The sequence below is a fragment of the Gluconobacter roseus NBRC 3990 genome, from assembly GCF_006538885.1.
GTDB classification, from domain to species: domain Bacteria; phylum Pseudomonadota; class Alphaproteobacteria; order Acetobacterales; family Acetobacteraceae; genus Gluconobacter; species Gluconobacter roseus.
Genome location: NZ_BJLY01000002.1, coordinates 96406 through 121657 on the forward strand (window position 1 = coordinate 96406; position 25252 = coordinate 121657).

Annotated in this window: 23 protein-coding genes and 1 pseudogene; 16 read left to right on the forward strand and 8 right to left on the reverse strand. The window is 59.4% G+C overall.

Annotated features, from left to right (window positions below; translation table 11 throughout):
• The first annotated feature begins 49 nt into the window (after window positions 1-49).
• The 10 genes and pseudogenes from GRO01_RS13775 (at window position 50) to GRO01_RS04425 (ending at window position 10757) form a co-directional block, all read left to right on the forward strand.
• Window positions 50-1193, forward strand: a pseudogene (locus tag GRO01_RS13775) (acyl-CoA dehydrogenase family protein).
• A complete protein-coding gene (locus GRO01_RS04385; RefSeq protein ID WP_062508938.1) occupies window positions 1190-1957 on the forward strand; it encodes a 3-ketoacyl-ACP reductase in 768 nt (255 codons plus the stop codon). Before GRO01_RS13775 ends, GRO01_RS04385 begins: the two are co-directional and overlap by 4 nt.
• Window positions 1958-1965: 8 nt before the next feature.
• Window positions 1966-3117: a dihydrodipicolinate synthase family protein gene (locus GRO01_RS04390; RefSeq protein ID WP_141306816.1), complete on the forward strand. Its 1152-nt coding sequence runs from the start codon at window positions 1966-1968 to the stop codon at window positions 3115-3117.
• Window positions 3117-3974, forward strand: a complete 858-nt coding sequence (locus GRO01_RS04395) for a sugar phosphate isomerase/epimerase family protein (protein ID WP_062508936.1) — start codon at window positions 3117-3119, stop codon at window positions 3972-3974. Before GRO01_RS04390 ends, GRO01_RS04395 begins: the two co-directional genes overlap by 1 nt.
• A 14-nt stretch (window positions 3975-3988) precedes the next feature.
• On the forward strand, window positions 3989-4750 hold the full coding sequence (locus tag GRO01_RS04400; RefSeq protein WP_062508934.1) for an electron transfer flavoprotein subunit beta/FixA family protein: 762 nt from the start codon (window positions 3989-3991) through the stop codon (window positions 4748-4750).
• Entirely contained in the window at window positions 4750-5676 is a 927-nt protein-coding gene (locus GRO01_RS04405; RefSeq protein ID WP_062508931.1) for an electron transfer flavoprotein subunit alpha/FixB family protein, read from the forward strand. Before GRO01_RS04400 ends, GRO01_RS04405 begins: the two co-directional genes overlap by 1 nt.
• A gap of 43 nt (window positions 5677-5719) precedes the next feature.
• Window positions 5720-7369: an electron transfer flavoprotein-ubiquinone oxidoreductase gene (locus GRO01_RS04410; protein ID WP_062508929.1), complete on the forward strand. Its 1650-nt coding sequence runs from the start codon at window positions 5720-5722 to the stop codon at window positions 7367-7369.
• Window positions 7370-7477: 108 nt separating this feature from the next.
• On the forward strand, window positions 7478-8878 hold the full coding sequence (locus GRO01_RS04415) for a sugar porter family MFS transporter (protein WP_062508927.1): 1401 nt from the start codon (window positions 7478-7480) through the stop codon (window positions 8876-8878).
• A 67-nt stretch (window positions 8879-8945) separates the two neighbouring features.
• A complete protein-coding gene (gene gap / locus GRO01_RS04420) occupies window positions 8946-9965 on the forward strand; it encodes a type I glyceraldehyde-3-phosphate dehydrogenase (protein WP_062508925.1) in 1020 nt (339 codons plus the stop codon).
• A gap of 96 nt (window positions 9966-10061) precedes the next feature.
• Complete coding sequence (locus GRO01_RS04425) at window positions 10062-10757, forward strand: NUDIX domain-containing protein (RefSeq protein ID WP_062508923.1); 696 nt, start codon at window positions 10062-10064, stop codon at window positions 10755-10757.
• A gap of 24 nt (window positions 10758-10781) precedes the next feature.
• Here the strand turns inward: GRO01_RS04425 and GRO01_RS04430 are convergent, their stop codons facing one another.
• Window positions 10782-12407 carry an inorganic phosphate transporter gene (locus tag GRO01_RS04430; protein WP_062508921.1) on the reverse strand — a complete coding sequence of 542 codons (1626 nt, stop codon included), beginning with the start codon at window positions 12405-12407 and terminating at the stop codon, window positions 10782-10784.
• Between the two features lie 331 nt (window positions 12408-12738).
• Between GRO01_RS04430 and GRO01_RS13290 the strand changes: the two genes are divergently transcribed.
• Window positions 12739-12906, forward strand: coding sequence for a hypothetical protein (locus GRO01_RS13290; protein ID WP_165919968.1), 168 nt, complete (start codon window positions 12739-12741; stop codon window positions 12904-12906).
• An 85-nt stretch (window positions 12907-12991) separates the two neighbouring features.
• Here GRO01_RS13290 and GRO01_RS04435 read toward each other — a convergent pair whose 3' ends face one another.
• The 5 genes from GRO01_RS04435 to pxpB form a co-directional block, all read right to left on the reverse strand.
• On the reverse strand, window positions 12992-14164 hold the full coding sequence (locus tag GRO01_RS04435) for an MFS transporter (RefSeq protein WP_141306818.1): 1173 nt from the start codon (window positions 14162-14164) through the stop codon (window positions 12992-12994).
• 165 nt (window positions 14165-14329) lie between these two features.
• On the reverse strand, window positions 14330-15247 hold the full coding sequence (locus GRO01_RS04440; protein ID WP_062508917.1) for a DMT family transporter: 918 nt from the start codon (window positions 15245-15247) through the stop codon (window positions 14330-14332).
• 164 nt (window positions 15248-15411) lie between these two features.
• Window positions 15412-16179: a LamB/YcsF family protein gene (locus GRO01_RS04445; protein WP_062508915.1), complete on the reverse strand. Its 768-nt coding sequence runs from the start codon at window positions 16177-16179 to the stop codon at window positions 15412-15414.
• Window positions 16176-17180, reverse strand: coding sequence for a 5-oxoprolinase subunit C family protein (locus GRO01_RS04450; protein ID WP_062508913.1), 1005 nt, complete (start codon window positions 17178-17180; stop codon window positions 16176-16178). The genes GRO01_RS04445 and GRO01_RS04450 overlap by 4 nt, the downstream gene beginning before the upstream one ends.
• The gene (pxpB, locus tag GRO01_RS04455; RefSeq protein WP_083541354.1) at window positions 17177-17809 is read right to left on the reverse strand and encodes a 5-oxoprolinase subunit PxpB; all 633 of its coding nucleotides are present in this window, start codon (window positions 17807-17809) and stop codon (window positions 17177-17179) included. The genes GRO01_RS04450 and pxpB overlap by 4 nt, the downstream gene beginning before the upstream one ends.
• 378 nt (window positions 17810-18187) lie before the next feature.
• Between pxpB and GRO01_RS04460 the strand changes: the two genes are divergently transcribed.
• Genes GRO01_RS04460 through GRO01_RS04475 form a run of 4 tightly spaced genes read left to right on the forward strand, consistent with a single transcriptional unit; the run spans window position 18188 to window position 21202 of the window.
• Complete coding sequence (locus tag GRO01_RS04460) at window positions 18188-18943, forward strand: SDR family oxidoreductase (protein ID WP_141306820.1); 756 nt, start codon at window positions 18188-18190, stop codon at window positions 18941-18943.
• 5 nt (window positions 18944-18948) lie between these two features.
• Entirely contained in the window at window positions 18949-19398 is a 450-nt protein-coding gene (gene accB, locus GRO01_RS04465; RefSeq protein WP_062508907.1) for an acetyl-CoA carboxylase biotin carboxyl carrier protein, read from the forward strand.
• Window positions 19395-20762, forward strand: coding sequence for an acetyl-CoA carboxylase biotin carboxylase subunit (gene accC / locus GRO01_RS04470; protein WP_062508905.1), 1368 nt, complete (start codon window positions 19395-19397; stop codon window positions 20760-20762). The genes accB and accC overlap by 4 nt, the downstream gene beginning before the upstream one ends.
• Window positions 20759-21202 (forward strand): hypothetical protein, encoded by a 444-nt coding sequence (locus GRO01_RS04475; protein ID WP_062508903.1) that lies wholly within the window; start codon window positions 20759-20761, stop codon window positions 21200-21202. The genes accC and GRO01_RS04475 overlap by 4 nt, the downstream gene beginning before the upstream one ends.
• Window positions 21203-21263: 61 nt before the next feature.
• Here the strand turns inward: GRO01_RS04475 and GRO01_RS04480 are convergent, their stop codons facing one another.
• On the reverse strand, window positions 21264-22466 hold the full coding sequence (locus GRO01_RS04480) for a pyridoxal phosphate-dependent aminotransferase (protein ID WP_062508902.1): 1203 nt from the start codon (window positions 22464-22466) through the stop codon (window positions 21264-21266).
• A gap of 235 nt (window positions 22467-22701) precedes the next feature.
• Between GRO01_RS04480 and GRO01_RS04485 the strand changes: the two genes are divergently transcribed.
• Window positions 22702-24195: an aspartate ammonia-lyase gene (locus tag GRO01_RS04485; RefSeq protein ID WP_083541343.1), complete on the forward strand. Its 1494-nt coding sequence runs from the start codon at window positions 22702-22704 to the stop codon at window positions 24193-24195.
• Here GRO01_RS04485 and GRO01_RS04490 read toward each other — a convergent pair.
• On the reverse strand, window positions 24188-25126 hold the full coding sequence (locus tag GRO01_RS04490; protein WP_062509059.1) for a LysR substrate-binding domain-containing protein: 939 nt from the start codon (window positions 25124-25126) through the stop codon (window positions 24188-24190). The two genes, GRO01_RS04485 and GRO01_RS04490, sit on opposite strands and share 8 nt — an antisense overlap.
• Between the last annotated feature and the right edge of the window lie 126 nt (window positions 25127-25252).

Below are 25252 nucleotides of genomic sequence, written 5' to 3' on the forward strand. Positions count from 1 at the left end.
AACAGAATTTCAGGTAACCATCTAGTTAGTTACTTATGTGGAGTCGGCTATGTTTCTGAACGAAATGCAGGAAGAAGTCCGCGAAACGACACGGTCTTTCGTGGATAACGTCATCCGTCCCGCCGCCGAGGCGCTGGACCGTGAGGAGCGCTTCCCGGCAGAAATCTATGAAGAAATGGGCAAGCTGGGCCTGTTCGGCATCGCTGTGCCCGAAGAACTCGGTGGACCGGGATTCGATACGCTGACCTATGCGGTCGTGATGGAAGAACTGTCCCGCGGCTATGCCAGCGTGGCCGACCAGTGCGGTCTGGTGGAGCTGATCTCCACACTTCTCGTGCGTCACGGAACGCCGGAGCAGCAGAAGATGCTGCCCGACATTCTCTCCATGAAACGCAAGGTCGCTTACTGTATCACGGAGCCCGAGGCCGGGACTGACGTCTCCGGCATCCGCACCACCGCCGTGCGCGACGGGGACGGCTGGGTCCTCAATGGCGGTAAGATCTGGATCCATAACGCGCCGGTCGCTGATACGGGCTTTGTTCTGGCTCGGACCGACAAGGAAGCGGGTAACCGCGGCATGTCCATCTTCATCGTGGATCTGCATGCCAAGGGCGTCGAGCGCGGCCCCAAGGAACACAAGATGGGCCAGCGGGCGAGCCAGGTCGGCGCGCTCGATTTCTCGGACGTCCGTCTGGGCAGCGATGCGCTGCTGGGCGAGATGAACCGTGGCTTCCACATGATGATGAGCGTGCTCGACAAGGGGGCGCGTCGGCATTGCGGCACTCGCTGTCGGTATTGCTCAGGCCGGGCTCGAAGCGGCTGTGGATTACGCCGGAACGCGCAAGCAGTTCGGCAAGCATATCTCCGAGTTCCAGGGCGTGCAGTGGCTGCTGGCCGATATGGCCAAGGACATCGAGGCTGCACGGCTTCTGGTCCATTCAGCGGCTACGAAGATCGATCGCGGACAGGACGCCACGCGCTCATGCTCCATGGCCAAGTGCTTTGCGGGTGACATGGCGGTCGCCCGGACGGCCGATGCCGTGCAGGTCTTTGGTGGCTCGGGCTATATCCGTGGCTTTGAGGTCGAGCGTCTGTACCGCGATGCCAAGATCACCCAGATCTATGAGGGCACAAACCAGATCCAGCGCATGATCATCGCGCGTGAACTGCTTCGTAAAGGCGCACGGGCATGAAACAGGTCGCTCTCGTCACCGGTTCCTCACGGGGTATCGGTTTCGCTGCGGCGCAGGCTCTGGCGAAACGGGGCTTCGCTTTAGCGGTCAATGGACCGTTCGATGACGAGGAACTGCGCTCGGCCGTCAGCCGGCTGTCCGAAAGCGGAGCGCGCGTTATGGCGCTCCCATTCGACATCACGGATCTCTCCGTTCATGCGGAGCGGCTGGCGCAGGTCGAGGCCGAGCTCGGGCCGCTGACGACGCTCGTGAACAATGCCGGCGTCGGTGTCCTTCAGCGCGGCGACCTGCTGGATGTGAGCGAGGCAAGCTGGGACCGCTGCCTGACGGTGAACACCAAGGCGCTGTTCTTTCTCTCGCAGGCTTTCGCCAAGCTGCTCCTGTCCCGTCCGCGGACTGAGGGCGTGTTTCATTCCATCGTGAATGTCACGTCGTCCAATGCCACGGCAGTGGCGGTCCAGCGCTCCGAATACTGTGCGTCCAAGGCGGCTGCGGCGATGGTGTCCAAGGCTCTGGCCGTGCGGCTCGGGCCGGAAAACATCGCAGTCTATGACGTCCAGCCCGGCCTGATCGCAACCGACATGACAGCAGCCGTGATCGAGCACTACCGCCAGCGTGCGCTGGACGGATTGACCCTGCTGCCACGCGTCGGCGAACCCGAAGACATGGGCGGCATCATCGCTACCCTCGCTTCGGGTGGACTTCCCTACACCACAGGCCAGGTGATTTCGGCAGATGCCGGAATGCTTGTGCCGCGTTTCTGAGAACGGTCATGAAAATCATTCTTCCCGATGAAACCGGCCGGAAGACGGACTATCACCTGATCGGAACACCAGCGCCGACAGGAACACTGGGTCGCAATCCGGCGCGGATCGTCTATTCCGCGGCCCATGTCGTCGCCAATCCCTATACGGCGAACGCCCCGTCCGGGCCCGGCGCTATCGACTGGGACCGGACGATGGAATTTCGCCGCTATCTCGCGGGTCTGGGGCTGGGCATTGCCGAAGCCATGGACACGGCCCAGCGCGGCATGGGGCTGGACTGGCCGATGGCGCTGGAACTGATCCGCCGGACGAAGGCGGAACTGCCGGACGCCGATGTGGTCAATGGCTGCGGAACCGACCATCTGGATCCAGCAGGCGTGCGGGATGTGGATGCGGTCATCCGCGCCTATCTGGAGCAGGTCGAAGCCATCCAGGCCGTTGGTGGCCGGATCATCCTTATGGCGAGCCGGGCACTGGTCCGGGTGGCGAAGGGATCGGAAGACTATCTGCGCGTCTACCGCGAAGTTCTCTCGGCCTGCGATGAACCGGTCGTCCTGCACTGGCTAGGAGAGGCGTTCGACCCTGCTCTGGCCGGATACTGGGGTACGAACAGTTTTGATCAGGCGCTGGAAACCGTGCTGGAAATGATCGGACAGAACGTCTCCAAGGTGGACGGCATCAAGATTTCCCTTCTGGACAAGGAAAAGGAAATCCGGATGCGCCGTCTGCTTCCGGCCGGCGTGAAAATGTATACCGGGGACGACTTCAACTACCCGGAACTGATCGAAGGCGACGAGCAGGGCTTCAGCCATGCGCTTCTGGGGGTGTTCGATCCGCTGGCGCCGCTGGCCGCCTATGCAGTGAGCAAACTCGGCGAAGGCGATAACGCCGCTTTCCACGCGGCGCTGGATCCCACCGTTCCGCTAGCCCGGGTGATCTTCAAGGCGCCGACCCAGTATTACAAGACGGGCGTCGTGTTCCTGGCCTGGCTGAACGGGTTTCAGGATCACTTCATCATGCTGGGTGGTGCGCAGTCCATGCGGCCTCTGCCGTATTTCACGGAGATCTTTCGGCTGGCGGATGGCTGCGGGCTGTTCCGTAATCCGGAACTGGCCGTCCGCCGCATGAAGTCGCTTTTGTCGCTCTATGGAGCCGACTGATGCGCGACTTCACCCACGATCATTCCGCGCTGGCCCTGAACACCGCAACCCTCGGCCATAACATGCCGGGGGCAGGGGCCGGATGGTCTGCTGAACGGACGATTGACGCCTGCGCCGAGCGTGGCATCGGCGGCATCGTCTTCTGGCGTCCGGAACTTCAGGGCCGGGCTTCGGCCATCGGGCAGTACGCCCGGCAGGCCGGAGTGGAAGTCGTGGGTCTGTGCCGTTCGCCGTTTCTTGTGGGACCTCTCGCACCTCATGGACGGCAGGCGGTCGTAGATGATTTCCGCCGTTCCATCGACGAGACCGCCGATCTGGGAGGCAAGATCCTGACCATCGTGGTGGGCGGTGTCGAACCCGGCACCAAGGGGGTGAGGGAGAGCCTCGATATCGTCATAGACCGTCTGTCTGCGGTGCTGGACTATGCATCTGAGCGGGGCGTGAAGCTGGCTCTGGAGCCGCTGCACCCGATGTATGGCGGCGATCGCTCCTGCCTGCCGACGCTGCGTGATGCTCTGGATATCTGCGATGCCCTCAACTCCGACACGCTGGGTGTGGCGGTCGATGTCTATCACGTGTGGTGGGACACCGATCTTCCGCGCCAGCTTGAGCGGGCAGGGACGCGCATCATGGGGTTCCATCTGTGTGACTGGCTGGTTCCCACCACGGATTTTCTGCTGGATCGCGGAATGATGGGGGACGGCGTGGCGGACCTGAGGGGCCTGCGCTCAGGTGTGGAACGCGCGGGATATGACGGGTTCTGCGAAGTCGAGATTTTTTCTGCAAACAACTGGTGGAAGCGCGATCCGGCCAAAGTGCTGGATGTGATGGTACAGCGCTTCCGCGATATCTGCTGAGAACGGAGAGTATCATGAAGATCCTCGTCCCTGTGAAACGGGTCGTCGACTACAACGTCCGCATCCGCGTCCGGCCGGATGGGTCTGGCGTCGATCTGGCGAACGTCAAGATGTCCATGAACCCCTTTGACGAAATCGCGGTCGAAGAGGCCATTCGTCTCAAGGAAAAGGGTGTGGCGACCGAGGTGGTCGTCGTCTCCATCGGTATCGCGCAGGCCAAGGACACGCTGCGGACTGCTCTTGCGATGGGCGCGGACCGGGCTATTCTCGTGACGGCAACCGACGATGTAAATGTCGATCTGGAGCCGCTTTCGGTGGCTCAGATCCTGAGTAAGGTTGTGGCGAACGAACAGCCCGGCCTCGTGATCGCGGGCAAGCAGGCGATCGACAACGACATGAATGCGACCGGCCAGATGCTCGCTGCCCTGCTGGGCTGGGGGCAGGGCACGTTCGCCTCGTCTGTTACAGTCGAGGACGGTTCGGCACTGGTCACACGTGAAGTCGATGGCGGTCTTCAGACCATCAAGCTGAAGCTTCCGGCCGTGGTGACGACGGACCTGCGTCTCAACGAGCCCCGCTATGTGGCGCTGCCCAACATCATGAAGGCCAAGAAGAAGCCGCTTGAAGAAGTGTCGCTTGCGCAGCTTGGCGTCGATGTCCGTCCGCGTCTCACGGTTCTCAAGACGGTCGAGCCTCCGCAGCGCCATGCTGGCGTGAAGGTCGGGTCCGTCGATGAACTGGTGTCGAAACTGAAGAATGAAGCAGGAGTCCTCTGATGTCTGTTCTGCTACTTGCCGAAGTCAATGACGGCCGTCTTGGGACGGATATTGTCGCCAAGGCCCTGACGGCGGTTGCCACGCTGGGTGACGTGCATGTTCTCGTCACGGGTGAGAACTGCGCGGCTGCGGCCGACGAGGCGGCAAAGCTGGCGGGCGTGTCGAAGGTTCTTCTGGCGGATGATGCGTCTCTGGCACACGGCCTTGCCGAGCCTGTCAGCGCGCTGATCGTCTCGCTGGCTGGAGACTACAGCCACATCACCGCTGGTGCGACCGCGTTTTCCAAGAATGTTCTGCCGCGTGTTGCTGCGCTGCTGGATGTGATGGTCCTGTCGGAGGTGACGGCCGTTCAGGACGCGGATACGTTCGAGCGGCCGATCTATGCCGGCAATGCGATCCAGACGATCCGTTCTTCCGATCCCGTAAAGGTTTTCACGGTCCGTACAGCGGCCTTCACGGCAGCACAGGCTGGCGGAAGTGCCGCTGTCGAAGTCGTCACTGCCCCAGCCGATCCCGGCCTGTCGCAGTGGGTCGAGGACAAGACGGTCGCCTCCGAACGTCCGGACCTGACCTCGGCGAAAATCATCGTCTCCGGTGGCCGTGGTATCGGATCGAAAGAGAATTTCGACACCATCACGAGCCTTGCGGACAAGCTCGGCGGGGCAGTTGGTGCCAGCCGTGCGGCCGTTGATGCTGGATATGCGCCCAATGACTGGCAGGTCGGACAGACCGGCAAGGTCGTGGCGCCGGATCTTTACCTTGCGGTCGGCATCTCGGGCGCCATCCAGCATCTCGCAGGGATGAAGGACTCCCGCATCATCGTGGCGATCAACAAGGACGAGGATGCGCCGATCTTCCAGGTCGCCGATTACGGGCTGGTGGGGGACCTGTTCACCATCCTGCCCGAACTGACAGCAAAGATCTGACCATGCGCAGCCTCGGGATCACCTTCGGACAGGGAGAAAAGTCATGACGGCCACTGAACGCGAAAGCATGGATTATGACGTCGTCATCGTCGGTGCCGGCCCGGCAGGCCTGTCCGCGGCCATCCGTCTCAAACAGCTTGATCCGGACCTGTCCGTCGTCGTGCTGGACAAGGGATCCGAGGTTGGCGCCCACATTCTCTCCGGCGCGATCATTGATCCCTGCGCGCTCAATGTCCTGCTGCCGAAATGGCGGGAGATGAACGCGCCGATCACCGTGCCGGTGGAGACGGACAGTTTCTATGTCCTGGGCGAGAAGGGACAGACACGTCTGCCCAACTGGCTCATGCCGCCCTTCATGAACAATCACGGCAACTACATCGTCTCGCTGGGAAATGTCTGTCGCTGGCTGGCCGAAACGGCAGAAGGGCTGGGTGTCGAGATCTTTCCCGGCATGGCGGCCAGTGAGCTTGTTTATGGCGAGAAGGGCGAGATCCGGGGTGTGGTTGCCGGTGAGTTCGGACGGAATGCTGATGGCACGCCGGGCGAGAATTACGAACCGGGCATGATCCTGGCAGGGAAGTATGTGCTGATTGCCGAGGGCGCGCGGGGATCTTTAGCGCTACAGATCATGAGGCATTATGGCCTGTCGGATGGTAGGGACCCGCAGAAATTCGGGATTGGTCTGAAGGAAATCTGGGAAGTGGACCCGGCCCGGCACAAACCCGGCACGGTCGTTCACACGATGGGATGGCCTTTGGGACGCAATGCCGGTGGTGGTGCGTTCATCTATCATCTCGACAATAATCAGGTCTGTGTCGGGTTTGTCGTGCATCTGAGCTACGAAAATCCCTATCTCGACCCGTATCGCGAGTTCCAGCGTTTCAAGCATCATCCGCTGATGGCGGGCCTGCTGGAAGGCGGAAAGCGGATCGCCTATGGCGCCCGTGCCATTTCCGAAGGGGGATGGCAGTCCATTCCGAAAGTCGTTTTCCCCGGTGGCGCGCTTCTGGGCTGTTCTGCCGGGCTTGTGAATGTTCCGCGGATCAAGGGCAGCCACAACGCTATCTATTCGGGGATGCATGCGGCAGAGGCCGCTCATGCGGCGATCCGGGATGGCCGGAGCGGCGATGAACTCACGGCCTATGACACTGCATTGAGGGAAGGGCCCGTGGGCCGGGATCTCAAGCTTGTCCGCAACGTCAAGCCGCTCTGGGAAAAATACGGTCTGGCGGGCGGGATCGTATTGGGTGGTCTGGATATGTGGACGGCATCGCTGACCGGGGCGCCTTTGTTCGGAACAATGCATCATCATAAGACGGATGCGGCGGCGACCGGAAAGGCGGCAGATTTTCCCCCAATTGCCTATCCGAAGCCGGATGGAAAGCTGAGCTTCGACCGGACGACCAATGTGGCGTTTTCATTCACCAATCACCATGAGAACCAGCCGTGCCATCTGAAGCTCAGGAACGCTGATGTTCCGATCACGGTAAATTTGCCGGTCTATGCCGAGCCCGCGCAGCGTTATTGCCCGGCCGGGGTTTATGAGATTGTCGAGGACGCGGGGAAGCCACGCTTTCAGATCAATTTCCAGAACTGCGTGCACTGCAAGACCTGCGACATCAAGGATCCGTCACAGAACATCGTCTGGACGCCGCCGCAGGGCGGGGACGGACCAAATTATCCGAATATGTGAGTTCTAAAGACCAGATCAAAGTAACGGCATCCATGCAGAACTCGGAATCCATGGCTGCCGAAGTGTTTCTTCCGATCACAGAAGAAGACCAAGAAAAGGAACACGGTTATGAGTGACGTTGGCGTCGTAGAGAGCGTTCCGCGCGTTTCACTCAACGGCAGAAGTGCCCTGGTAGCCACACTGGCTGCGGTGGCAGGTCTGATGTTCGGGCTGGATCTGGGTGTCATATCCGGAGCGCTGAAATTCATCGGTATCGAGTTTCAGGTCAATGATTTCGGCAAGGAGTGCATTGTCTCCGGCATGATGGTCGGAGCAGCGCTTGGGGCCCTGTTTGGTGGACGGCTGTCCTACATTCTGGGCCGCAAAAAGCTGCTGATCATCTCGGCACTGCTCTTCATTTCCGGGTCGGCACTCTGCGCGCTGGCGCCGTCCGTTCCGGTCCTGATCGCAGGACGCGTGGTCCTCGGACTGGCGATTGGCGTCGCGAGCTTTACCGCTCCACTCTACATTTCGGAAATTGCGCATCAGCAGCATCGCGGGGCCCTGATTTCCGTCTATCAGCTCATGATTACGGTGGGCATTCTGGTCGCGTTCATCTCCGATGCGATCCTGGCCTATTCGGGGTCCTGGCGCTGGATGCTGGGGATCGTGGGCGTCCCTGGAGTACTGTTCCTGATCGGCGTCCTGTTCCTGCCGGACAGCCCGCGCTGGCTGGTTCTGCGGGGGCGGCATGATGAGGCGTTCGATGTTCTGCACGGTTTGCGCGGCAATGACACGCATGCGCGGGACGAGATCGTCGAAATCCGCGATCAGCTCGCACAGGCCGATGGCGGCTATACGCTCTTCAAGAGAAACCCGAATTTCCGTCGCGCTGTCTATCTGGGTGTAGCCCTGCAGGCAATCCAGCAGTTCACCGGCATCAACGTGGTCATGTACTACGCGCCGCATATCTTCGAGATGGCCGGCTTCGGCACCAGTGCCGCCCTGTGGGGCACGGTGATCGTGGGACTGGTCAATGTGCTCTCCACGTTCATCGCCATTGGGTATGTCGATCGCTGGGGCCGTCGGCCCATGCTGATCGCGGGCTTCATCATGATGGCGCTCGGCATGTTTACGGTCGGAATCCTGCTGTATTTTGGCACGGGCAACAGCGATCTGGCGCGTTACGCGGCTGTTGCGATGCTGCTGTGCTTCATCGTCGGGTTTGCATTTTCCGCCGGGCCGCTGGTGTGGATCCTGTGCTCCGAAGTGCAACCCATGAAGGGGCGTGACTTCGGCATCGGGTGCTCGACCTTCACCAACTGGGGCACCAACATGATTGTCGGTCTGACCTTCCTCTCGCTTCTGACGACACTGGGAAGTGCCCAGACTTTCTGGCTCTACGCCCTGCTCAATCTCATCTTCATTTTCGTGACGATGAAGTTCGTGCCGGAAACCCGTGGCGTATCGCTTGAGCAGATCGAGCGGAATCTCATGGCCGGAAAGCCTCTCAATCGTATCGGCCTGTAATCGCAGGCCTCCCCTCATTCACAAAAGGACAGGCCCTGACATCGGGGCACCAAACGGAGACGGTATCGTGGCAGTCAAGATCGGGATCAATGGATTTGGACGTATCGGGCGTCTGACCTTGAGAAGCATTATCGAGAGCGGACGGACCGACATTGTTCCCGTTGTCATCAATGGTCCGGGGAGCGTCGAGGACAAGATCCATATGTTTGTCTATGACAGCATCCATGGAAGGTTTCCGGGTAAGGTCGAGCTTGAAGGAGACCAGCTGACGATCCATGCGCAGGGTCGCACCTACGGCCCGATCCGCGTTTCCTCGGAGCGTGATCCTGCTGCCATTCATCTGGATGATGTGGACGTTGTCATGGAGTGCTCTGGCCTCTTTACGTCAAAAGAGGCCGTAGCGCCCCTTCTGCAGGCAGGGGCGCGGAAAGTTCTCATTTCCGCTCCGGCCAGCGATGTGGATGCGACGATCGTGTACGGCGTCAATAATGATGTCCTCAAACCGGACATGACGGTTGTCTCGAATGGTTCCTGCACGACCAACTGTCTGGCGCCGCTGGTCAAGGTGGCGGACGAGGCGTTCGGTGTGGAATGCGGTTACATGCTGACGGTTCATTCCTACACCGGCGACCAGCAGATCGTGGATCGCAGGCATCGTGACCTGCGGCGGGCCCGTGCGGGTGGTCTAAACATGGTTCCAACCTCGACGGGCGCTGCAAAGGCCATCGGTCTGGTTCTGCCGCATCTCAAGGGGAGGCTCGTCGGATCGTCGCTTCGCGTTCCGACACCGAATGTCTCGATGGTGGCGCTGGATTTCCTGCCTACGCGTGCGCCTGCCACGGTCGATGAGGTCAATGCCGTCTTTCATGATGCCGCTGCAGGAGCGCTGGCAGGGATTCTGGATTACAGCGATGGCATGCTGGTCAGCAGCGATTTCAATCACAGTCCGGCCTCATCCAGCTTCGATGCTACGCAGACTGCGCTCATCCATAATGGAGAGATGGTCCATATCTGCAGCTGGTACGATAATGAATGGGGCTTCTCGAACAGGATGATCGATACGGCTGTTCTTATGGGAACCCTGTGAAGACCTGACCGGTTCTGTCTGTCAGAGGAATTGCCCTGTCGGAACTAAAGGAGACATGCCCCTTATTTCCCGCAGGGCGAAAGACAGGGGGCGGTTATGACGATACAGGATATTCCGGTTCAGTTTGCTGAGACGATTTCCAAGGACATCCAGCAGAAAGTTCTGAACGCCAGACTGTTTTCAGAATGGATCAGCAAGACCCGTACGCATTTTGACCTTCACTCCGTCTTTGTTCGTGATGTGCTGATGTTCGGCTCGGGCGTCGGGTTTGTTGTTGTTGAAGCCGATGCCTGGAATAACGGCGCGAAGATGCCATGCTGTGCCGTTTTGCGGGATGCGACAGTCTCCATCATGCCGGTTGTCAGCGTAAAGGAAGCGCCTGCTGAGAAATACGTCATTCTGGTGCGGGAAGCGCGGCTTCCGGCAGGGCAGATGGTAACGGCCCTTCCGGCTGGCGTGATTGATGATGAGACCGCCGAAATTGCTGCCATCCGCGAATTGCAGGAAGAGACGGGACTGCACCTGAAGGTCAGCAAGCCATTCAGACTGCGCGAAACGCCTGTGCTTCTGTCCCCCGGTGGGAGCAGCGAGGAAATGATGCTTTATGCGGTCGATATTGTTCTTGGCCGGGCTGAACTTCGGGACCTGATCGATCGCAAGGGCGGGCTGGCCAATGAGCACGAGCATACGACGGTCTGCATCGTGTCGCTGGACGAGATGCCACGCCATACACCCAATGCACATTGTCTCCTGAGCTGGCATCTGTATCAGCAGCATCGTGCGGATATGTAACCCGCACGATGTGTTCAGGTCTGCTCAGAAGATCTGACGGAACAGGACGTAAAGCAGTCCCGCAATGGCCATGGCGGCGGGCAGGGTGGTGACCCAGGCGAGCGCCATGGAGCGCAATGTGGAGAACTGAAGGCCGGAGCCATTGGCCGCCATCGTCCCGGCAACGCCACTGGACAGGATATGCGTCGTGGAAACAGGCAGGCCATAACCTTCAGCCAGACCGATGGTCGTCATGGCTACGATTTCAGCCGATGCGCCCTCGGCATAGGTCATGTGCGTCTTGCCGATCTTCTCGCCGACCGTCACGACGATGCGCTTCCATCCGACCATCGTGCCAAGTCCCAGAGCAATGGCGACAGAGACCTTGACCCAGAGCGGGATGAAGCGGGTGCCGTGATACAGTTCGGACTGGAAGGATTTCAGGGACTTCTTTTCCGCCGGGCTGAAGCCCTCGGCCTCTCCCATGACGCGGATGGCATCTGCGACCAGATACATGTCCGTACGGACGTTCGGCACGGCTGCTGCAGGAACGGCCTTCATGGAACCATAGGTCCTGACCGAAGTGGAGATGTCGTTGCTCAGAACGGCCAGCGCATCATAGGTTGTGGACGACGCAATGGACTTTGCTCGCAGACCCTCACCGACAATCTCACGCGCATTCTCTGCGGTCAGCGAAACTGACGGGCTCGGCGCGTGGGTCAGAAAAATCTTTTCGGCTTCGGCGGAGGACTGGATGAAGGCCGGCATGGCGCTTTCCGGCATTGCCCGGTTCAGCGCATAGGCCGTGGGAGCCGCACCAATCAGGATCAACATGATCAGACCCATGCCCTTCTGTCCGTCATTGCCACCATGCGAGAAAGAAACACCGGTGCAGGTGAAGATCAGTAGCGCGCGGATCCACAGCGGCGGCGGAGTGTCGCCTTCAGGTGCCCGATACAGCGCCTTGTTGCGCACCAGAAGCTTCATGACGAGCAGCAGCAGCGCGGCCATGGCGAACCCGCAGATGGGGCTGAAAAGCAGTGAGGAAAAGACTTTTTCGACCTGTCCCCAGTCAACCCCCTGCGTGGCAGCCCCGGTCGGTGACATCAGCTGGTTGGCCAGACCGACTCCCATGATCGAGCCGACGAGCGCATGGGAGGAACTGTTGGGAATACCGAAGGCCCAGGTGACAAGGTTCCAGACGATGGCCGCGATCAGCAGAGCGAAGATCATGGCGTAACCCGCGCTGCTTCCGGCCTGGAGGATCAGTTCCACCGGCAGGAGCGTCACGATGCTGTAAGCCACCGCACCGGTTGAGAGTGCGACCCCGAGGAAGTTCCAGAACCCGGACCAGATGACAGCGACGAGCGGCGGCAGACTTCGCGTATAGATGACCGTCGCAACAGCATTCGCCGTATCATGAAAGCCATTCACGAACTCGAAGGCGAGGGCGATGATCAGGGCAATACCGAGCATCACGAACGTGCCCGTCGCCAGCGCCCCTTCACCGACCGAATGCATGTCGTGCAGGATGCTGAACGCCGCAAACCCCAGCGCGCCGATCAGCACCATGAAGAAAAGCGCGACATGAAGGGGCTTATTGCCTCCGCTCATGTTCGGGCGTGATGGGGAATGGACCTCCGTTGAGGAGCCTAGAGTCATATCAGACATCACTGATCCATGGGTTGTTTACCTTTTCTAAATTTATGGGAGTCAATGCGGAGATGCGATCATTGTAACATGACTGTTTTGCGACAGAGCCCATTTGTATTGCCCGCTTTGGCGGGCATGTCTGGTATCCATCGCTTTCTGAACACTCTTTGCAGATCAGTGTCGCCTATCTTACGATAGCATCAGAAAGCGGTATTGCGCTTCCCCTAGAGGGCTGGCGCCAAAATGGCTCGACCCTGAGCAAGTATACATTCCTGTTTGTTCCATGGAGGGAACTGAATGCGGACAGCGCCGTTTCATCAGGCCTAACCGCTTTCCAAGGATCGTCTGTATGCGTAAATCAATCCTGCTTCTGCTGGCTCTCTCAGTATCCTGCGTTACCCTGACGGCGTGTGAGCATCACCGGACCTTCGGGGAAAAGGTTCGCGATACGGTAGACCCGCCGAAGGGTCCGGTTGAACGCGCTGGCCGTTCCGTGGATCGTTCGCTCGGAAACTAAGGTCTGCTAACGAAAAACGGCCTGCATTCTGCTGACAACAGGCAGGATGCAGGCCGTTTCGTGTTTCTGGCAGTTTCAGATTTGACTATGGGCGATGCATTGAGATTGGCGCCCGGACCAGCAGAAGCGAAAGAAGCCCCGCGACAATCAGCGTGGCCGAGCACATATACCAGGCCATATCAAAACGGCCCGTATAAGACACGATGTACCCTGTAACGATCGGGGCAAACAGTCCCAGAGAATTGCTACAGGTCAGGGTGACGCCGGTCACCGTTCCGATCTTGTCCCCATCTTCGATCAGGTCCGTCAGCAGTGCTGTGTTGGCCCCGTTTGCTGCGATCAGACAGGCAAGCGAGCCTCCGAGGATCAGGAGGATCGGCGTCATGGTATGGAAATGCGGGAGGAAGCCGATTATGGCGGCGCCTGCAAGGCAGATGGCCACGATAAACCGGCGATAAGGCGGGTGAATACCGTTGCGGAACGTGATGTGTTCAAGAACACGCCCGATAATGACGGCGCCAAGTGCTGCGGACAGATAACAGAGCGCCGTTCGCGTTCCTGTTCCCGTAATATCGATATGAAGTTCGTGGATGAGGTAAAGCGGCATCCAGGACATGACCAGAAAGTTCAGGTAGTTCTGGGTGCACTGGACAACGAGAATGCCCAGAAAAGACGGGGAACGGAAAAGGTTCCGGGCAGCGGTGAAAGAGAAAGGAGCGTGGGCAGGGGCGGCGGCTTTCTCGGCCGGGGCACGATAGATTTTCCACCAGATCGCGGCCCAGATCAGCCCGATGACACCAAGCGCCATGAACTCGAAGCGCCAGCCGAACAGGTCAATCAGATAGGCACCGGCGATCGTGCCGCCAGCCAGACCAAGCTGCATGCCAGTGAGCAGGACCGTCATGACGGAGCCACGCTCCTTCGGAAGTGCCCAGTTGCGGACGACAGTGGCGCCGACACCGAAGGTCGGGGCTTCACCAACACCAAGCAGAACACGGGTCATCAGAAACTGCGTGATGTTATGAACCATCCCGCCCAGAAGCATGGCAAAAGACCAGAGTGAGACAGCCAGACTGCCGATCAGGCGCGCTCCCTTGCGGTCCAGAAGCATCGTTGAGGGCAGGTTCAGCAGGAAATACGACCACAGGAAGCTGGACGAGACCCATCCCATCTGTACGGGAGAAAGCGTGAATTCCTTACCCAGCGTGGGAAGGGCGATGGAGAGGGCTGCGCGGTCGCCATAGCTGATGACATACATCAAGAAGACAAGAAAAAAGAATATGTAGCGAGACGGAACGTTACGTTTTCGGGATATGGAGGTTGTGGCCTGGGCTGTTGTCACGCTGCCGTTCTCCGGGAATTTCTGTCGTTTCGGATGGAATCTGAAATCAGGACTTGATGGAAAGAGAAAACGGACGAGTGGTCAGGAGCCCTCGGCCGCTTCGACTGTTGCGGTTACTGTTGTCTTTGCTTTCGAAGCCCGGTCATGACGCAGCATCCAGATGCCGGATCCGATGATCAGAAGTGCACCCAGAGCCATGGCAGCACTTGGAACTTCGCCAAAGCCAAACCAGCCGATGATCGCGGCCCAGAGCAGGCCCGTATAGGCAAAGGGCCCGATGGCTGAGACCTGCGTGGAGGCAAAGGCCTCCGTCTGGAGGACCTGGGCAATGCCTGCGAACGCCCCCACAACCACCAGGCACAGGGCGTCCTGCCAGCCAGGCGTGACCCAGATGAACGGGAGCGGGGCTGCGGTCATGACGGTCATGAGAATGGCCTGCCAGAGCGAGATGGTTGTACTGGCTTCCGTGGCCGAAAGCTGGCGGATCTGCATGGTCGTCAGCGCACCGACGGCGCCCTGGGCCAGCGCAAGCAGATAGATGACGGTGGAGACGGATGTTGCGTCCGTGTTGAGCAGCCCTTTCCCGAGAGCAACCACCACGACGCCGGCAAACCCGATCAGCACCGCAATCCAGCGCTGCAGGGACGGACGTTCATGCAGCAGCGGGATCGAGAGCAGAACCAGAAACAGGGGCTGTGTGTAGGAAAGGACCTGCTGTTCCGCCAGTGGCAGACGCGTCACGGTGATGACGACCATGATCATGCTGATCAGGCCTACGACGGAGCGGATGAGATGGCCACCGAAGTGATGCGTCTTGAGAATAATCCCCGTTCTGGAAGCAATCAGAAGAACAAAGGGAAGCGAAAACAGGTTGCGGAAGAATATGATTTCAAGAGCAGGAAGTCTCGAGCCTGTCAGTTTCTGCAGTGCATTCAGGGCCGCAACGAAAAACGTGGCTGAAGCCAGAAGCACTGCACCGCGTTTCAGATCATGCTTCATTTTAACTCATACCCCGATGCACGATACTGACGCAGCAGTGCTTTTATAACAGGCCCGAAACTGATGCAGGAATGATCTCCTGCTACGTTATGAAAACGTAATGCATGTTTGCGAAATCCGGCTATAGGAACTTCCGGCGGCGTAATAAGAATTTCTTATGGCTGTCAGTCATGCAGCTGGAAGGCTGGCGTCAGGACTGCGCCGGTCGCTTCAATTTCCGAACGAATGGCCTTGGCCAGTTCCAGCGATCCCGGAGTATCGCTGTGCACCAGAATGGACTGCGCCTTCACTTCAAGCCGTGAACCGACCGAAGTCGTGACGGAGCCGTCCTCAAGGAACTGTCTGACACGTGCCCGGACGGCATCAAGGTCGTGGATGACGGCACCGGGCTGCCCGCGAGGCACAAGGGTGCCGAGGCTTGTATAAGCACGATCTGCAAGGAAAAGGGTCTGGGCGCGGATGCCAGCCTTGTCCGCCGCACGCTCGGTAAGCTGTCCGGGCATGCAGAACACCGTCAGTTCCCTGTCCAGAGCCGCAATGGCGCGGGCAAGCCGCAATGCGAGCCCTTCATCGGCATTAGCCATATTCCCAAAGGCGGCATGGTAGCTGACATGGGTTACGCGATGGCCGTGCAGGGCGGCAACGGCCTGAAGTGCTCCGATCTGGTAGACCATCATGGCTTCCATATCGGCATCCGAGATGGACATGGCACGACGACCAAATCCCATGAGATCGGGCAGGCCCGGATGTGCGCCGATCCCGACGCCTTTTTCCTTGGCGAGCTGAACGGTCCGGTTCATGATCGCGTAGTCACCGACATGGAAGCCGCAGGCCACGTTTGCGGACGAGATGACATCCATCAGCCCGTTATCATCCGCGATCCGCCAGCGACCAAAGCCTTCGCCCATATCGGAATTGAGATCGATCTTCATGCTTTGCCTCCGGATTTGACGCCGTTTCGTGACTGACAGGACGCGCGGTAATGGGCCACCATCAGGCGCAGATCATCAAGGTAGTGGCTGATTGGCTGTTCGGCTTCAACACCGGCCTCGTGGCTGCATTCCACAAAGCGGATGGCTGTCCCGATCCGGGCCTGACCCAGGCGCCAGAGGTCGGCTTCGATGACAGTTGCGATCCGCGGATAGCCACCTGCTGTGTTGGCATCTGCAAGCTGAACAATGGGTTCGCCGGCTGGCGGAACCTGCACGATCCCCGGAATGATGCCGTAGGACCGCAGTTCGACCCGATCATGCAAAGTCAGAGGCGCGCCACTGAGGCGATAACCGACACGGTTACTCTGTGGCGTGATCCGCCAGGGATGGTTCCAGAAACGCTCGCGGGAATCCTCCGTGAAACGGGCGTAATCCGTTCCGGGGATCGCGCGCAGGAGCACGGTTTTTTCTTCGCACGGTCCTGTATCAAGGATGCGGGCAGGGGGGACCGCGCCGTAGCCGGAGAGATGTCCCGTTGCAGGCTGCGTTACAAGCTCGTCCCCGGCTTCCAGAAAACGTCCTTCGATGCCACCGAAGCTGCCCCGGAGCTGCGTGCTGCGTGAGCCGAGCACAACGGGCACGTCAATACCGCCGCTTACACAGACATAGCCCCGGGCACCCTTTTTCGGGATGCCAACCTGAAGGACCTGTCCGGGAGCAGCAGTCTCGACAGACCATGCAAGCACAGGCACGCCGTCCAGTGTCAGCGGCGCATCAATGCCCGTAACAGCAAAACTGGTCGGTGTCTCGAACCGGATGATGAATGGGTAGGTCTGAAGCTCGATGCAGGCAGCACCCGGCTCGTTACCCAGAAGAATGTTCCCGACTTTCAGGGCCAAGGGGTCCATGACGCCCGAACTGCCGACACCGAGATTCCGATATCCCGGGCGCCCCAGATCCTGAATTGTATTCAGGGGCGCGGTCTCGAGGATCGTGATCACAGCTCAATGCTCTCCGGGTAAAAGCGGATACGATCGCCAATGGCAAAGAGGGAAGGAGAACTGCGATGCGGATCGAAAAGGCAGATTTCCGTATAGCCAATGGAATTCCAGCCATTGGGACCAGTCAGCGCGGAAATTCCGGCCTGCATCCCGCCAATCGTCACGGTTCCTGCCGGCATGTTGAGGGAGGGCACGGATTTCCGCGGCGTCGCGATGCGGGGATTCAGCCCGTGCAGGTAACCGAAACCCGGTGCGCTTCCCACGGCACAGACCGTGTATTCGCCTTCATGATGAAGCCGGATGACCTCTTCTGGAGGCAGGCTCGTATGGGCAGAAACCGCCGCCAGATCGTCACCCAGCGCGCCGCCATACTGTACACCCACTTCGAAGAGCCGTCCTTCAATCTGGCGGGGCGGGAGCGTCTCCCAGGCGTTCCGGAGCCAGTCTGCGATCTGTTCAGGATGCTCGGGGGCATGGGTGAAGATCAGGAGCAGGTTCGTGACGCCGGGGACAAGTTCCTGGATGTCGGGGCGGTTTTCGGTATGGGCGATGAGGGCCCAGATCCGCTGCTGCTGCCGCATGGTGAATTCGCCGGGGGCTTCGAACAGCATGGCGCGTGTACCCATCATGCTGATGACCGGGGCGTTGGTGGCGTGATGCCGGTCCGGTGTGAGGAGCGTGTCTGCGGTCAAAACATGCAGTTCCCGGGCTGTGACGGTTCCGTCTCATTGTCTCAAAGCCGCTTTTGAGGCGGTAACGAAACGATATGACCGGCATGCAGATGATGACCAGAGCAATTCGGCGTTTGAGGGCATCGGATAATCTTATGGTTCTTAAGGGTCGAGCGAGGGTTCCATCGGATTATGTTATGGGGCAAGAACGAACGGCTCTTGGTGTTTATGAAATAACTCCATTAGCGTCGGAATAATACTCCTGCCGGATGTTCCGTATTTCATGCGGCGCTGACGGCGGTCTCTTCCTGTCCTCCAGCAATGGGTCTCACTCGCATGAGCAATACTCCTTACCGCACCGCTCTCGTTACTGGCGCTTCTTCCGGCATCGGCGCTGCCATTGTTCGGCGGCTGAGCGAAAGCGGCATTGAAGTTCATGCCCTGGCCCGCGATGCGAAGCGCCTTGAGACGCTGGCCAGCGAAACGGGCTGCATTCCCCATGCTGTCAGCGTGTCGGATCAGGCAGGGCTTGAGGCACTGATCGCCGGTCTGGAAGTGGACGTCCTGATCAACAATGCCGGCCAGTCCCGCACGGGCAACATCACCAAGACGACGCCTGAGGACATCGACGCTCTGGTGGACGTGAACCTGCGTGCCGTCCTGCAGCTGACGCGTCTGGTGGTGCCGGGAATGATCGAGCGGGATCGCGGGCATATCGTGAACATTAGTTCCATTGCCGGTCACTATGCCTTTGCCGGCGGCAATACGGTCTATCATGCGACGAAGGCCGGTGTGCATTCGCTGTCCCAGCAGTTGCGCTGTGATCTGTTCGGCCGTCACATCCGGGTGACGGAAGTCTCGCCGGCTCGTGTGGAAACGGAAGTTTTCGGCCGTCTGATTGGAGACATGGCCGAGGCAAAGAAGCGCTTCTTTGACGAGTATGAGTCCCTGCTGCCGGAAGACATTGCCAACTCGGTGGTGTTTGCGGTTCTGGCTCCCCAGCGCATGAATGTCAGCTTCATGGAAGTGCTGCCGACGATGCAGGTCGTGGGCGGTCTGAACTTTGCGAAGAAAACCTCTGATCCGGCCTGATATCAGTGGATATCTCACAGATCAGACGCCTGATCGATCTCATGGCTCAGGCTCCGATTGCGGAGCTTGAGATTGAGGAAAACGGTCGCAGGATCCGTCTTGCGAAGGGTGGTGGAAAGACAGGTGTGTCGCCTGTGGCGACCGCTCCGGCTCCGGTAGAGGCAAAGACCCCTGTCGCATCACCGGCTCCATCGCCCGTGACGACAGCACCCAAGGCAGCCGAGACCCTCATCACCGCGCCGTCCTACGGTGTCTTTCACCTCGCTCCGTCGCCGGATGCGCCGCCTTACGTCACTGTCGGTCAGAAGGTCGAGGCAGGGCAGCAGGTTGGGCTGCTCGAGGCCATGAAGGTTTTCAATCCGGTCCGCGCGACGGCTGCGGGTATGGTTGAAGAGATCCTCGTGGCTGCCGGCACGGAAGTTGACATGGGAACGCCTCTGTTCCGCCTGGTATGAGTGACATGCAGCGTTTCAAAAGAGTTCTGATTGCCAATCGCGGGGAAATTGCCCTGCGGATACAGCGCGCCTGTCGTCAGCTTGGACTGGAGACCGTCGCCGTCTATTCGGAAGCGGATGCGGACAGCCGTCACGTTCATGAAGCGGATGTGGCGCTGTGCATCGGTCCGGCGGCAGCTTCCAAAAGCTACCTCGATATGGAAGGCCTGCTTCTTGCCGCGAAGGTGACGGAAGCGGGGGCCATTCATCCGGGATATGGCTTCCTTTCTGAAAATGCGGATTTTGCGGATGCGGTGGAAGCGGCCGGTCTGACCTTTGTTGGACCCACGGGTGCCTCCATCCGCATGATGGGCGACAAGATTACGGCAAAGCGGGCCATGCGCGATGCGGGTGTGCCCTGCGTGCCGGGATCCGACGGGCCGTTGCCGTCTTCTGCGGAAGAGGTCCGGGCTATCGCGCTTGAGGTTGGCTTTCCGGTGATCGTCAAGGCATCCGGCGGCGGCGGTGGCCGTGGCATGCGGGTCGTTCACAGTGTGGACGAACTGGATGATGCCGTGGCCCTGACGGCCAAGGAGGCCCAGCAGGCTTTCGGCAATCCGACGCTGTATCTTGAAAAATACATGCAGAAGCCGCGCCATGTGGAAATCCAGGTCCTGTGTGACACGCATGGCACCGCGCTGTGGCTCGGGGCACGGGACTGTTCCCTGCAGCGGCGTCACCAGAAGGTTCTGGAAGAAGCACCGGCGCCCGGCATTCCGCCCGAAACGATCGCCGAAATCGGGGAGCGCTGTGTTCAGGCCTGCCGCCAGATTGGCTATCGCGGGGCGGGGACGTTCGAGTTCCTGTATGAAGACGGGATCTTCGCGTTTATCGAGATGAATACCCGCGTGCAGGTCGAGCATCCCATTACGGAAGAGACGACCGGTATTGATATCGTGGCGCAGCAGCTTCGGGTCGCGCAGGGTGAGACGCTGGATCTGCGTCAGGAAGATATCCTGATGCAGGGCCATGCGATCGAATGCCGTCTGAATGCGGAAGATGCGGCAACGTTCATGCCGTCTCCGGGAACGGTGACGCGGTGGGATCTTCCGGGTGGGCCGGGTATTCGCGTCGATACGCATGTGGTCAGCAATTACACGGTTCAGCCTTACTACGACTCCCTGATCGGCAAGATCATCAGCTATGGGGCAACGCGTGAACAGGCGATTGCCCGGATGCGGGTGGCGCTGGCCGAGATGCGGGTCGAGGGTATTTCGACCAATATCGCGCTGCATCAGGATCTGCTGGCTGATCCGCAGTTTCAGGAGGGTGGCGTCGATATCCACTATCTCGAACGCTGGCTGGCAGAGAGGTCACCATCATGAGCACAGTGGAAAATCAGGTACCGGTGTTTGAAGGAATCCCGTCTTCAGACGATCTCGCACGGATTGCAGATCTGCTGGTTCAGGCAGGGCTGGAGACGATCGAGCTTTCAGACGGCAAGGGCGCGCGATGCTTTCTGCGCGTGGATGCTTCTGCTTCTGCATCACATGTGCCGACTTCTGGCGTCCCGTCAGCGCCTGCTGAGGCAATGCAGACGGATCTGGCGGTCAAGGCACCTTATTTCGGAGTGCTGGCGCTGACGGAACTGGCGGAAATCGGAACGCTGGTACGGCAGGGCGATGTTGTGGCCCAGATGCGGATCGGAACCCTGCAGGTTCCGGTTACGGTTCCTATCGAGGGAACGGTCGTGGAGGTTGTCGGACAGGATGGTGTGCTGACCGGCTATGGTGCCGTTGTCGTACGGATCGAGCCGACTGTCTGATCGCGGTAAAGCATATCGGGTCTATAGAACGAGGAAGCCGTGAGGCTTCCTCGTTTTTCGTTCAGGTCAGGGACGCGATGAAGTCTGCGATGCGGCGGCAGCCTTCCTTCAGCGTTTCCCGGTCGGTCGCATAGGAAATGCGGAAGAACGGGCTCATGCCGTAGGCGCCGCCCTGGACGGATGCAACCTGCTTTTCTTCCAGAAGCGCCATGACGAAATCAGCGTCTGTTGCGAGATGCCGGCCCTTCGGCGTGGTCTTGCCGAGGCAGGCGCCGATCTCCGGATAGACGTAAAACGCGCCCTGCGGCGTGTGGCAGGTCACGCCGGGAATCTCGTTCAGCAGACCAACCACCAGATCGCGGCGGGACTGGTACTCCGCGGCACGCTCCTTCAGGAAATCCTGCGGACCTTCCAGGGCGGCAATGGCGGCAGCCTGGGCGATGGTGTTGATGCCGCTTGTTGACTGGCCCTGCATGTTGTTCATGGCGGCGATCAGATCACGCGGGCCGCCGCAATATCCGACACGCCAGCCGGTCATGGCATAGGCCTTGGAGACACCATTGACCGTTAGCACGCGATCTTTCAGACGGGGTTCGACTTCGGCGATGGTGCAGAACTCGAAATCGTCATAGATCAGGTGCTCGTAGATGTCGTCCGTCATGATCCAGACATGCGGATGTTTCAGGAGAACGGCGGCGATTTCTTCCATGTCCTCACGCGGGCAGCAGGCACCGGTCGGATTGTTGGGGAAGTTCAGCAGAAGCCATTTGGTCTTCGGCGTGATGGCCGCGTCCAGCGCTTTGGCGGACAGGCGGAAATTGTCTTCGGCCGGGCAGGGGACCTGTACCGGTTTTGCGCCGCACAGGCGGGCAATATCGGAATAGCTGATCCAGTAAGGAGAGGCGAGAACGACCTCGTCTCCTGCATTGCAGGTCGCCATCATGGCATCGAAAATGATCTGCTTGGCACCATTACCAACGAGGATTTCGTCCAGCGCATAGTCAAGATGATTTTCCCGCAGAAACTTGGCCTGCACGGCCTTCTTGAGCGCGGGTTTACCGTCCTGTGGCGGATATTTCGTGTCCCCCCCACGCGCCGCAGCAATGGCAGCGTCCACGACATGGTCAGGGGTCGGGAAATCGGGCTCGCCGGAAGAAAGGCTGACGATCTTCAGACCTTCCGCCTTGAGTTCGCGGGCCTTGTCCGTCATGGCGGCAGAGGCCGAAACTCCAATTCCGTTCAGTCGATCAGCAAAACCGGGCATCGATGGGTCTCCATTGCCGCATGGGTTAAGGGCGCGTGCGCGAATGGAGGTATCGTAAGTCGTTTCGATGGCGTCGAGATACTGCCGAAAATTGTCTGACCCTATATCACAATCATATGGGGTTGAATCGAAGTCGCAATAATAGGCTCGCGCTCAGTCAGGAGTTGCAAGACTTCTGCAGATCCTTTTGGCGAAGGGTCGTACTCTGGTTCAATTACAGCTCTGGATATCCGAAATGACGCCATCTGCACTCCAGTCAGACGCTCTGACCGACATGATGCCACAGCAGACGGATATGCCGCCACCAGCCGGTTTCCGCGTCGAGAAAGACCTGTTGGGAGACGTCCGGATTCCGGCGACAGCGCTGTGGGGCGTTCATACCAGCCGGGCTGCAGCGAACTTTCCGATCAGCGGTGAAACGATTGGTGCTTTTCCCAAGTTTATCCGCGCTTTCGTGACGGTCAAGCAGGCTGCGGCGCGCACGAACAGGGCGCTCGGATATCTGGATCAGAAGCGGGCCGACCTGATTGAGGCAGCCTGCGAGGCTCTGCTGAAGAGCGATGACTATCGCGGCAGTTTCATCGTGGATGCCATGCAGGGTGGGGCGGGAACGTCCACCAACATGAACGTCAATGAAGTGATCGCCAACGTGGCGCTGAAACTGGAGGGAAAGAAGCCCGGCGATTACCGCATTCTGCATCCGAATGACCATGTGAACATGGCGCAGTCCACCAACGACGTCTATCCCACGGCACTGAGGCTTGGCGTACTGGCCGCAACAGGGCCCCTGCTGGCTGCGCTGGAAGATCTGGCCTGCGCATTCGGGAAGAAGGCCGATGAGTTTGCCTCCATCCTGAAGGTCGGGCGGACGCAGTTGCGGGATGCCGTACCCATGACGCTCGGGCAGGAATTCAGAGCTTTTCAGCATGCAATCGAGACGGAAATCCGCCATATCAGGGATCAGTCCGCAACTTTCCTGACAGTCAATCTGGGCGGGACGGCGATCGGGACGGGGCTGAATACCGATCCGCGTTATGCGGACGCCGTTGTCGCAGAACTTGGCAAGCTGACTGGTCTGGCTGTGGCGGGCGCCGCTGACAGGATCGAGGCGACTTCGGACGTTGGGGCTTTCGTCCTGTTTTCGGGTGTCCTCAAGAGGCTTGCGCTCAAGCTGTCCAAGATTTCAAGCGATCTGCGCCTGCTTTCCAGCGGGCCACGGGCAGGCATTGGCGAAATCACGCTGCCAGCCGTGCAGGCGGGATCATCGATCATGCCCGGAAAGATCAATCCGGTCATTCCGGAGGCCGTCAATCAGATTGCGTATCTCGTCGCAGGATATGATGTCACGCTTGGCATGTGTGCCGAAGGCGGGCAGTTCCAGCTAAATCCGTTTGAGCCCATGATCGGATACTGCCTGTTTTCGTCCCTGAAGACGCTGACCTCGGCGGTGACGCTGTTGACAACGAAATGCGTTGCCGGCATCGCCGCGGATGCCGACCAGTGCCGTTACCTGTTCGAGCGGAACATCGGCATTGTCACCGCGCTCGTGCCCGTACTGGGATATGACACCTGCTCGCAGATTGCCCGACGGGCCCTGTCGGAGAACCGGACGGTCTCCGAACTTGTGCTTCAGGAAAAACTGCTGTCCGAGACAGAGCTTGCCCATCTGCTGCGGCCTGAGTTCCTGACGCAGCCCAATGTCGGAAGGGCGAGTGCGGCCACTATGTAGTCGGGTGCGTTCCGGGCCAGTTGTGCGATGACGCCATGGCCCGGGCAAGGTCGATCAGGCGTTCCCGCACGGCAACCGAGGCTTCGGTTTCAGGTACGAGTTCCGGAATACAGAGCGAGACGTTCTCGCTGATGACAGGATTGCGCAGGGCATAGATCCGCGATTTGCCCTCGACCGCAATGCGGCTGGCGACCGACCAAGGAAGGATGGTGCTGCCGATCCCTTCCTGAATTGCACCCTGAAGCGTTGTCAGGGCTTCGATCTCCGCAACGATAGTCGGTTCCAGTCCTTTGCGTATGAAGGCCATGTCGATGGCCTTGCGGACAAAGTTGTGTTTCGGAGGGACCAGAAGTGGAATGTCCGTAACGTCTGCAAGCTGGACCGCATCATCGCTGTCGTGGGGGATTTCAAGTGCATGGGGGGCGAGAAGGAAGAACTCTTCCTTCATCAGCGGCGTGAAGCTGACGCCTTTCATGGGGCCGGAGCCATGAATGACCGCCATATCCAGACGGCCGGTCATGACGAGTTCGCTGTAGATGTCGTCAAAGCTCTCGGTCAGATGCAGGATGATACCCGGAAGGTCCTCGCGGATACGGCGCAGAAGCTCGACGGAAAGCGTGGAACCGGCACTATAAGGAGAAAGACCTACGGAAACCTTGCCGACAAGCGGACCATCGCCTTGCGTGATCTCGACCATGGCCCGGTCGAACTGCTTGCTCAGGATCTGGACATGGCGGTAGAGGACGGATCCGGCGATGGTCGGGGTAACGCCGCTCTTGCTGCGGATCACCAGCTTCTGGCGGAACGCACTTTCAAGCGCCGCGAGCTGCTGGCTGAGTGCTGGCTGGGCGATGTTCAGCAGGTCGGCAGCGCGTGAAATGCTGCCGAGGTCAATGATCTTTACGAAGGCCTGCAGACGCCTGATATCCAACTGATCCATCTCCTCGGGTAAACAAACCTGCCCCGATAGTCTGCCTATCGGGGAGGGGCGTCAATAAAGTTACAGGAATATGGCGGTTTTTTTAAGCTCATGCGGTAGAGCACTCTATCTTCCGGC

Bases quoted from the DNA above. Each gene is read 5' to 3' on its own strand.
- accC (WP_062508905.1), top strand. From the start codon at position 19,395: ATGAGTGACATGCAGCGTTTCAAAAGAGTTCTGATTGCCAATCGCGGG.
- GRO01_RS04400 (WP_062508934.1), top strand. From the start codon at position 3,989: ATGAAGATCCTCGTCCCTGTGAAACGGGTCGTCGACTACAACGTCCGC.
- GRO01_RS13290 (WP_165919968.1), top strand. From the start codon at position 12,739: ATGCGTAAATCAATCCTGCTTCTGCTGGCTCTCTCAGTATCCTGCGTT.
- pxpB (WP_083541354.1), bottom strand. From the start codon at position 17,809: ATGATGGGTACACGCGCCATGCTGTTCGAAGCCCCCGGCGAATTCACC.
- GRO01_RS04425 (WP_062508923.1), top strand. From the start codon at position 10,062: ATGACGATACAGGATATTCCGGTTCAGTTTGCTGAGACGATTTCCAAG.
- GRO01_RS04445 (WP_062508915.1), bottom strand. From the start codon at position 16,179: ATGAAGATCGATCTCAATTCCGATATGGGCGAAGGCTTTGGTCGCTGG.
- GRO01_RS04385 (WP_062508938.1), top strand. From the start codon at position 1,190: ATGAAACAGGTCGCTCTCGTCACCGGTTCCTCACGGGGTATCGGTTTC.
- GRO01_RS04435 (WP_141306818.1), bottom strand. From the start codon at position 14,164: ATGTATGTCATCAGCTATGGCGACCGCGCAGCCCTCTCCATCGCCCTT.
- GRO01_RS04440 (WP_062508917.1), bottom strand. From the start codon at position 15,247: ATGAAGCATGATCTGAAACGCGGTGCAGTGCTTCTGGCTTCAGCCACG.
- GRO01_RS04485 (WP_083541343.1), top strand. From the start codon at position 22,702: ATGACGCCATCTGCACTCCAGTCAGACGCTCTGACCGACATGATGCCA.
- GRO01_RS04480 (WP_062508902.1), bottom strand. From the start codon at position 22,466: ATGCCCGGTTTTGCTGATCGACTGAACGGAATTGGAGTTTCGGCCTCT.
- GRO01_RS04390 (WP_141306816.1), top strand. From the start codon at position 1,966: ATGAAAATCATTCTTCCCGATGAAACCGGCCGGAAGACGGACTATCAC.
- GRO01_RS04410 (WP_062508929.1), top strand. From the start codon at position 5,720: ATGACGGCCACTGAACGCGAAAGCATGGATTATGACGTCGTCATCGTC.
- GRO01_RS04395 (WP_062508936.1), top strand. From the start codon at position 3,117: ATGCGCGACTTCACCCACGATCATTCCGCGCTGGCCCTGAACACCGCA.
- GRO01_RS04460 (WP_141306820.1), top strand. From the start codon at position 18,188: ATGAGCAATACTCCTTACCGCACCGCTCTCGTTACTGGCGCTTCTTCC.
- GRO01_RS04405 (WP_062508931.1), top strand. From the start codon at position 4,750: ATGTCTGTTCTGCTACTTGCCGAAGTCAATGACGGCCGTCTTGGGACG.
- GRO01_RS04415 (WP_062508927.1), top strand. From the start codon at position 7,478: ATGAGTGACGTTGGCGTCGTAGAGAGCGTTCCGCGCGTTTCACTCAAC.
- GRO01_RS04430 (WP_062508921.1), bottom strand. From the start codon at position 12,407: ATGTCTGATATGACTCTAGGCTCCTCAACGGAGGTCCATTCCCCATCA.
- GRO01_RS04475 (WP_062508903.1), top strand. From the start codon at position 20,759: ATGAGCACAGTGGAAAATCAGGTACCGGTGTTTGAAGGAATCCCGTCT.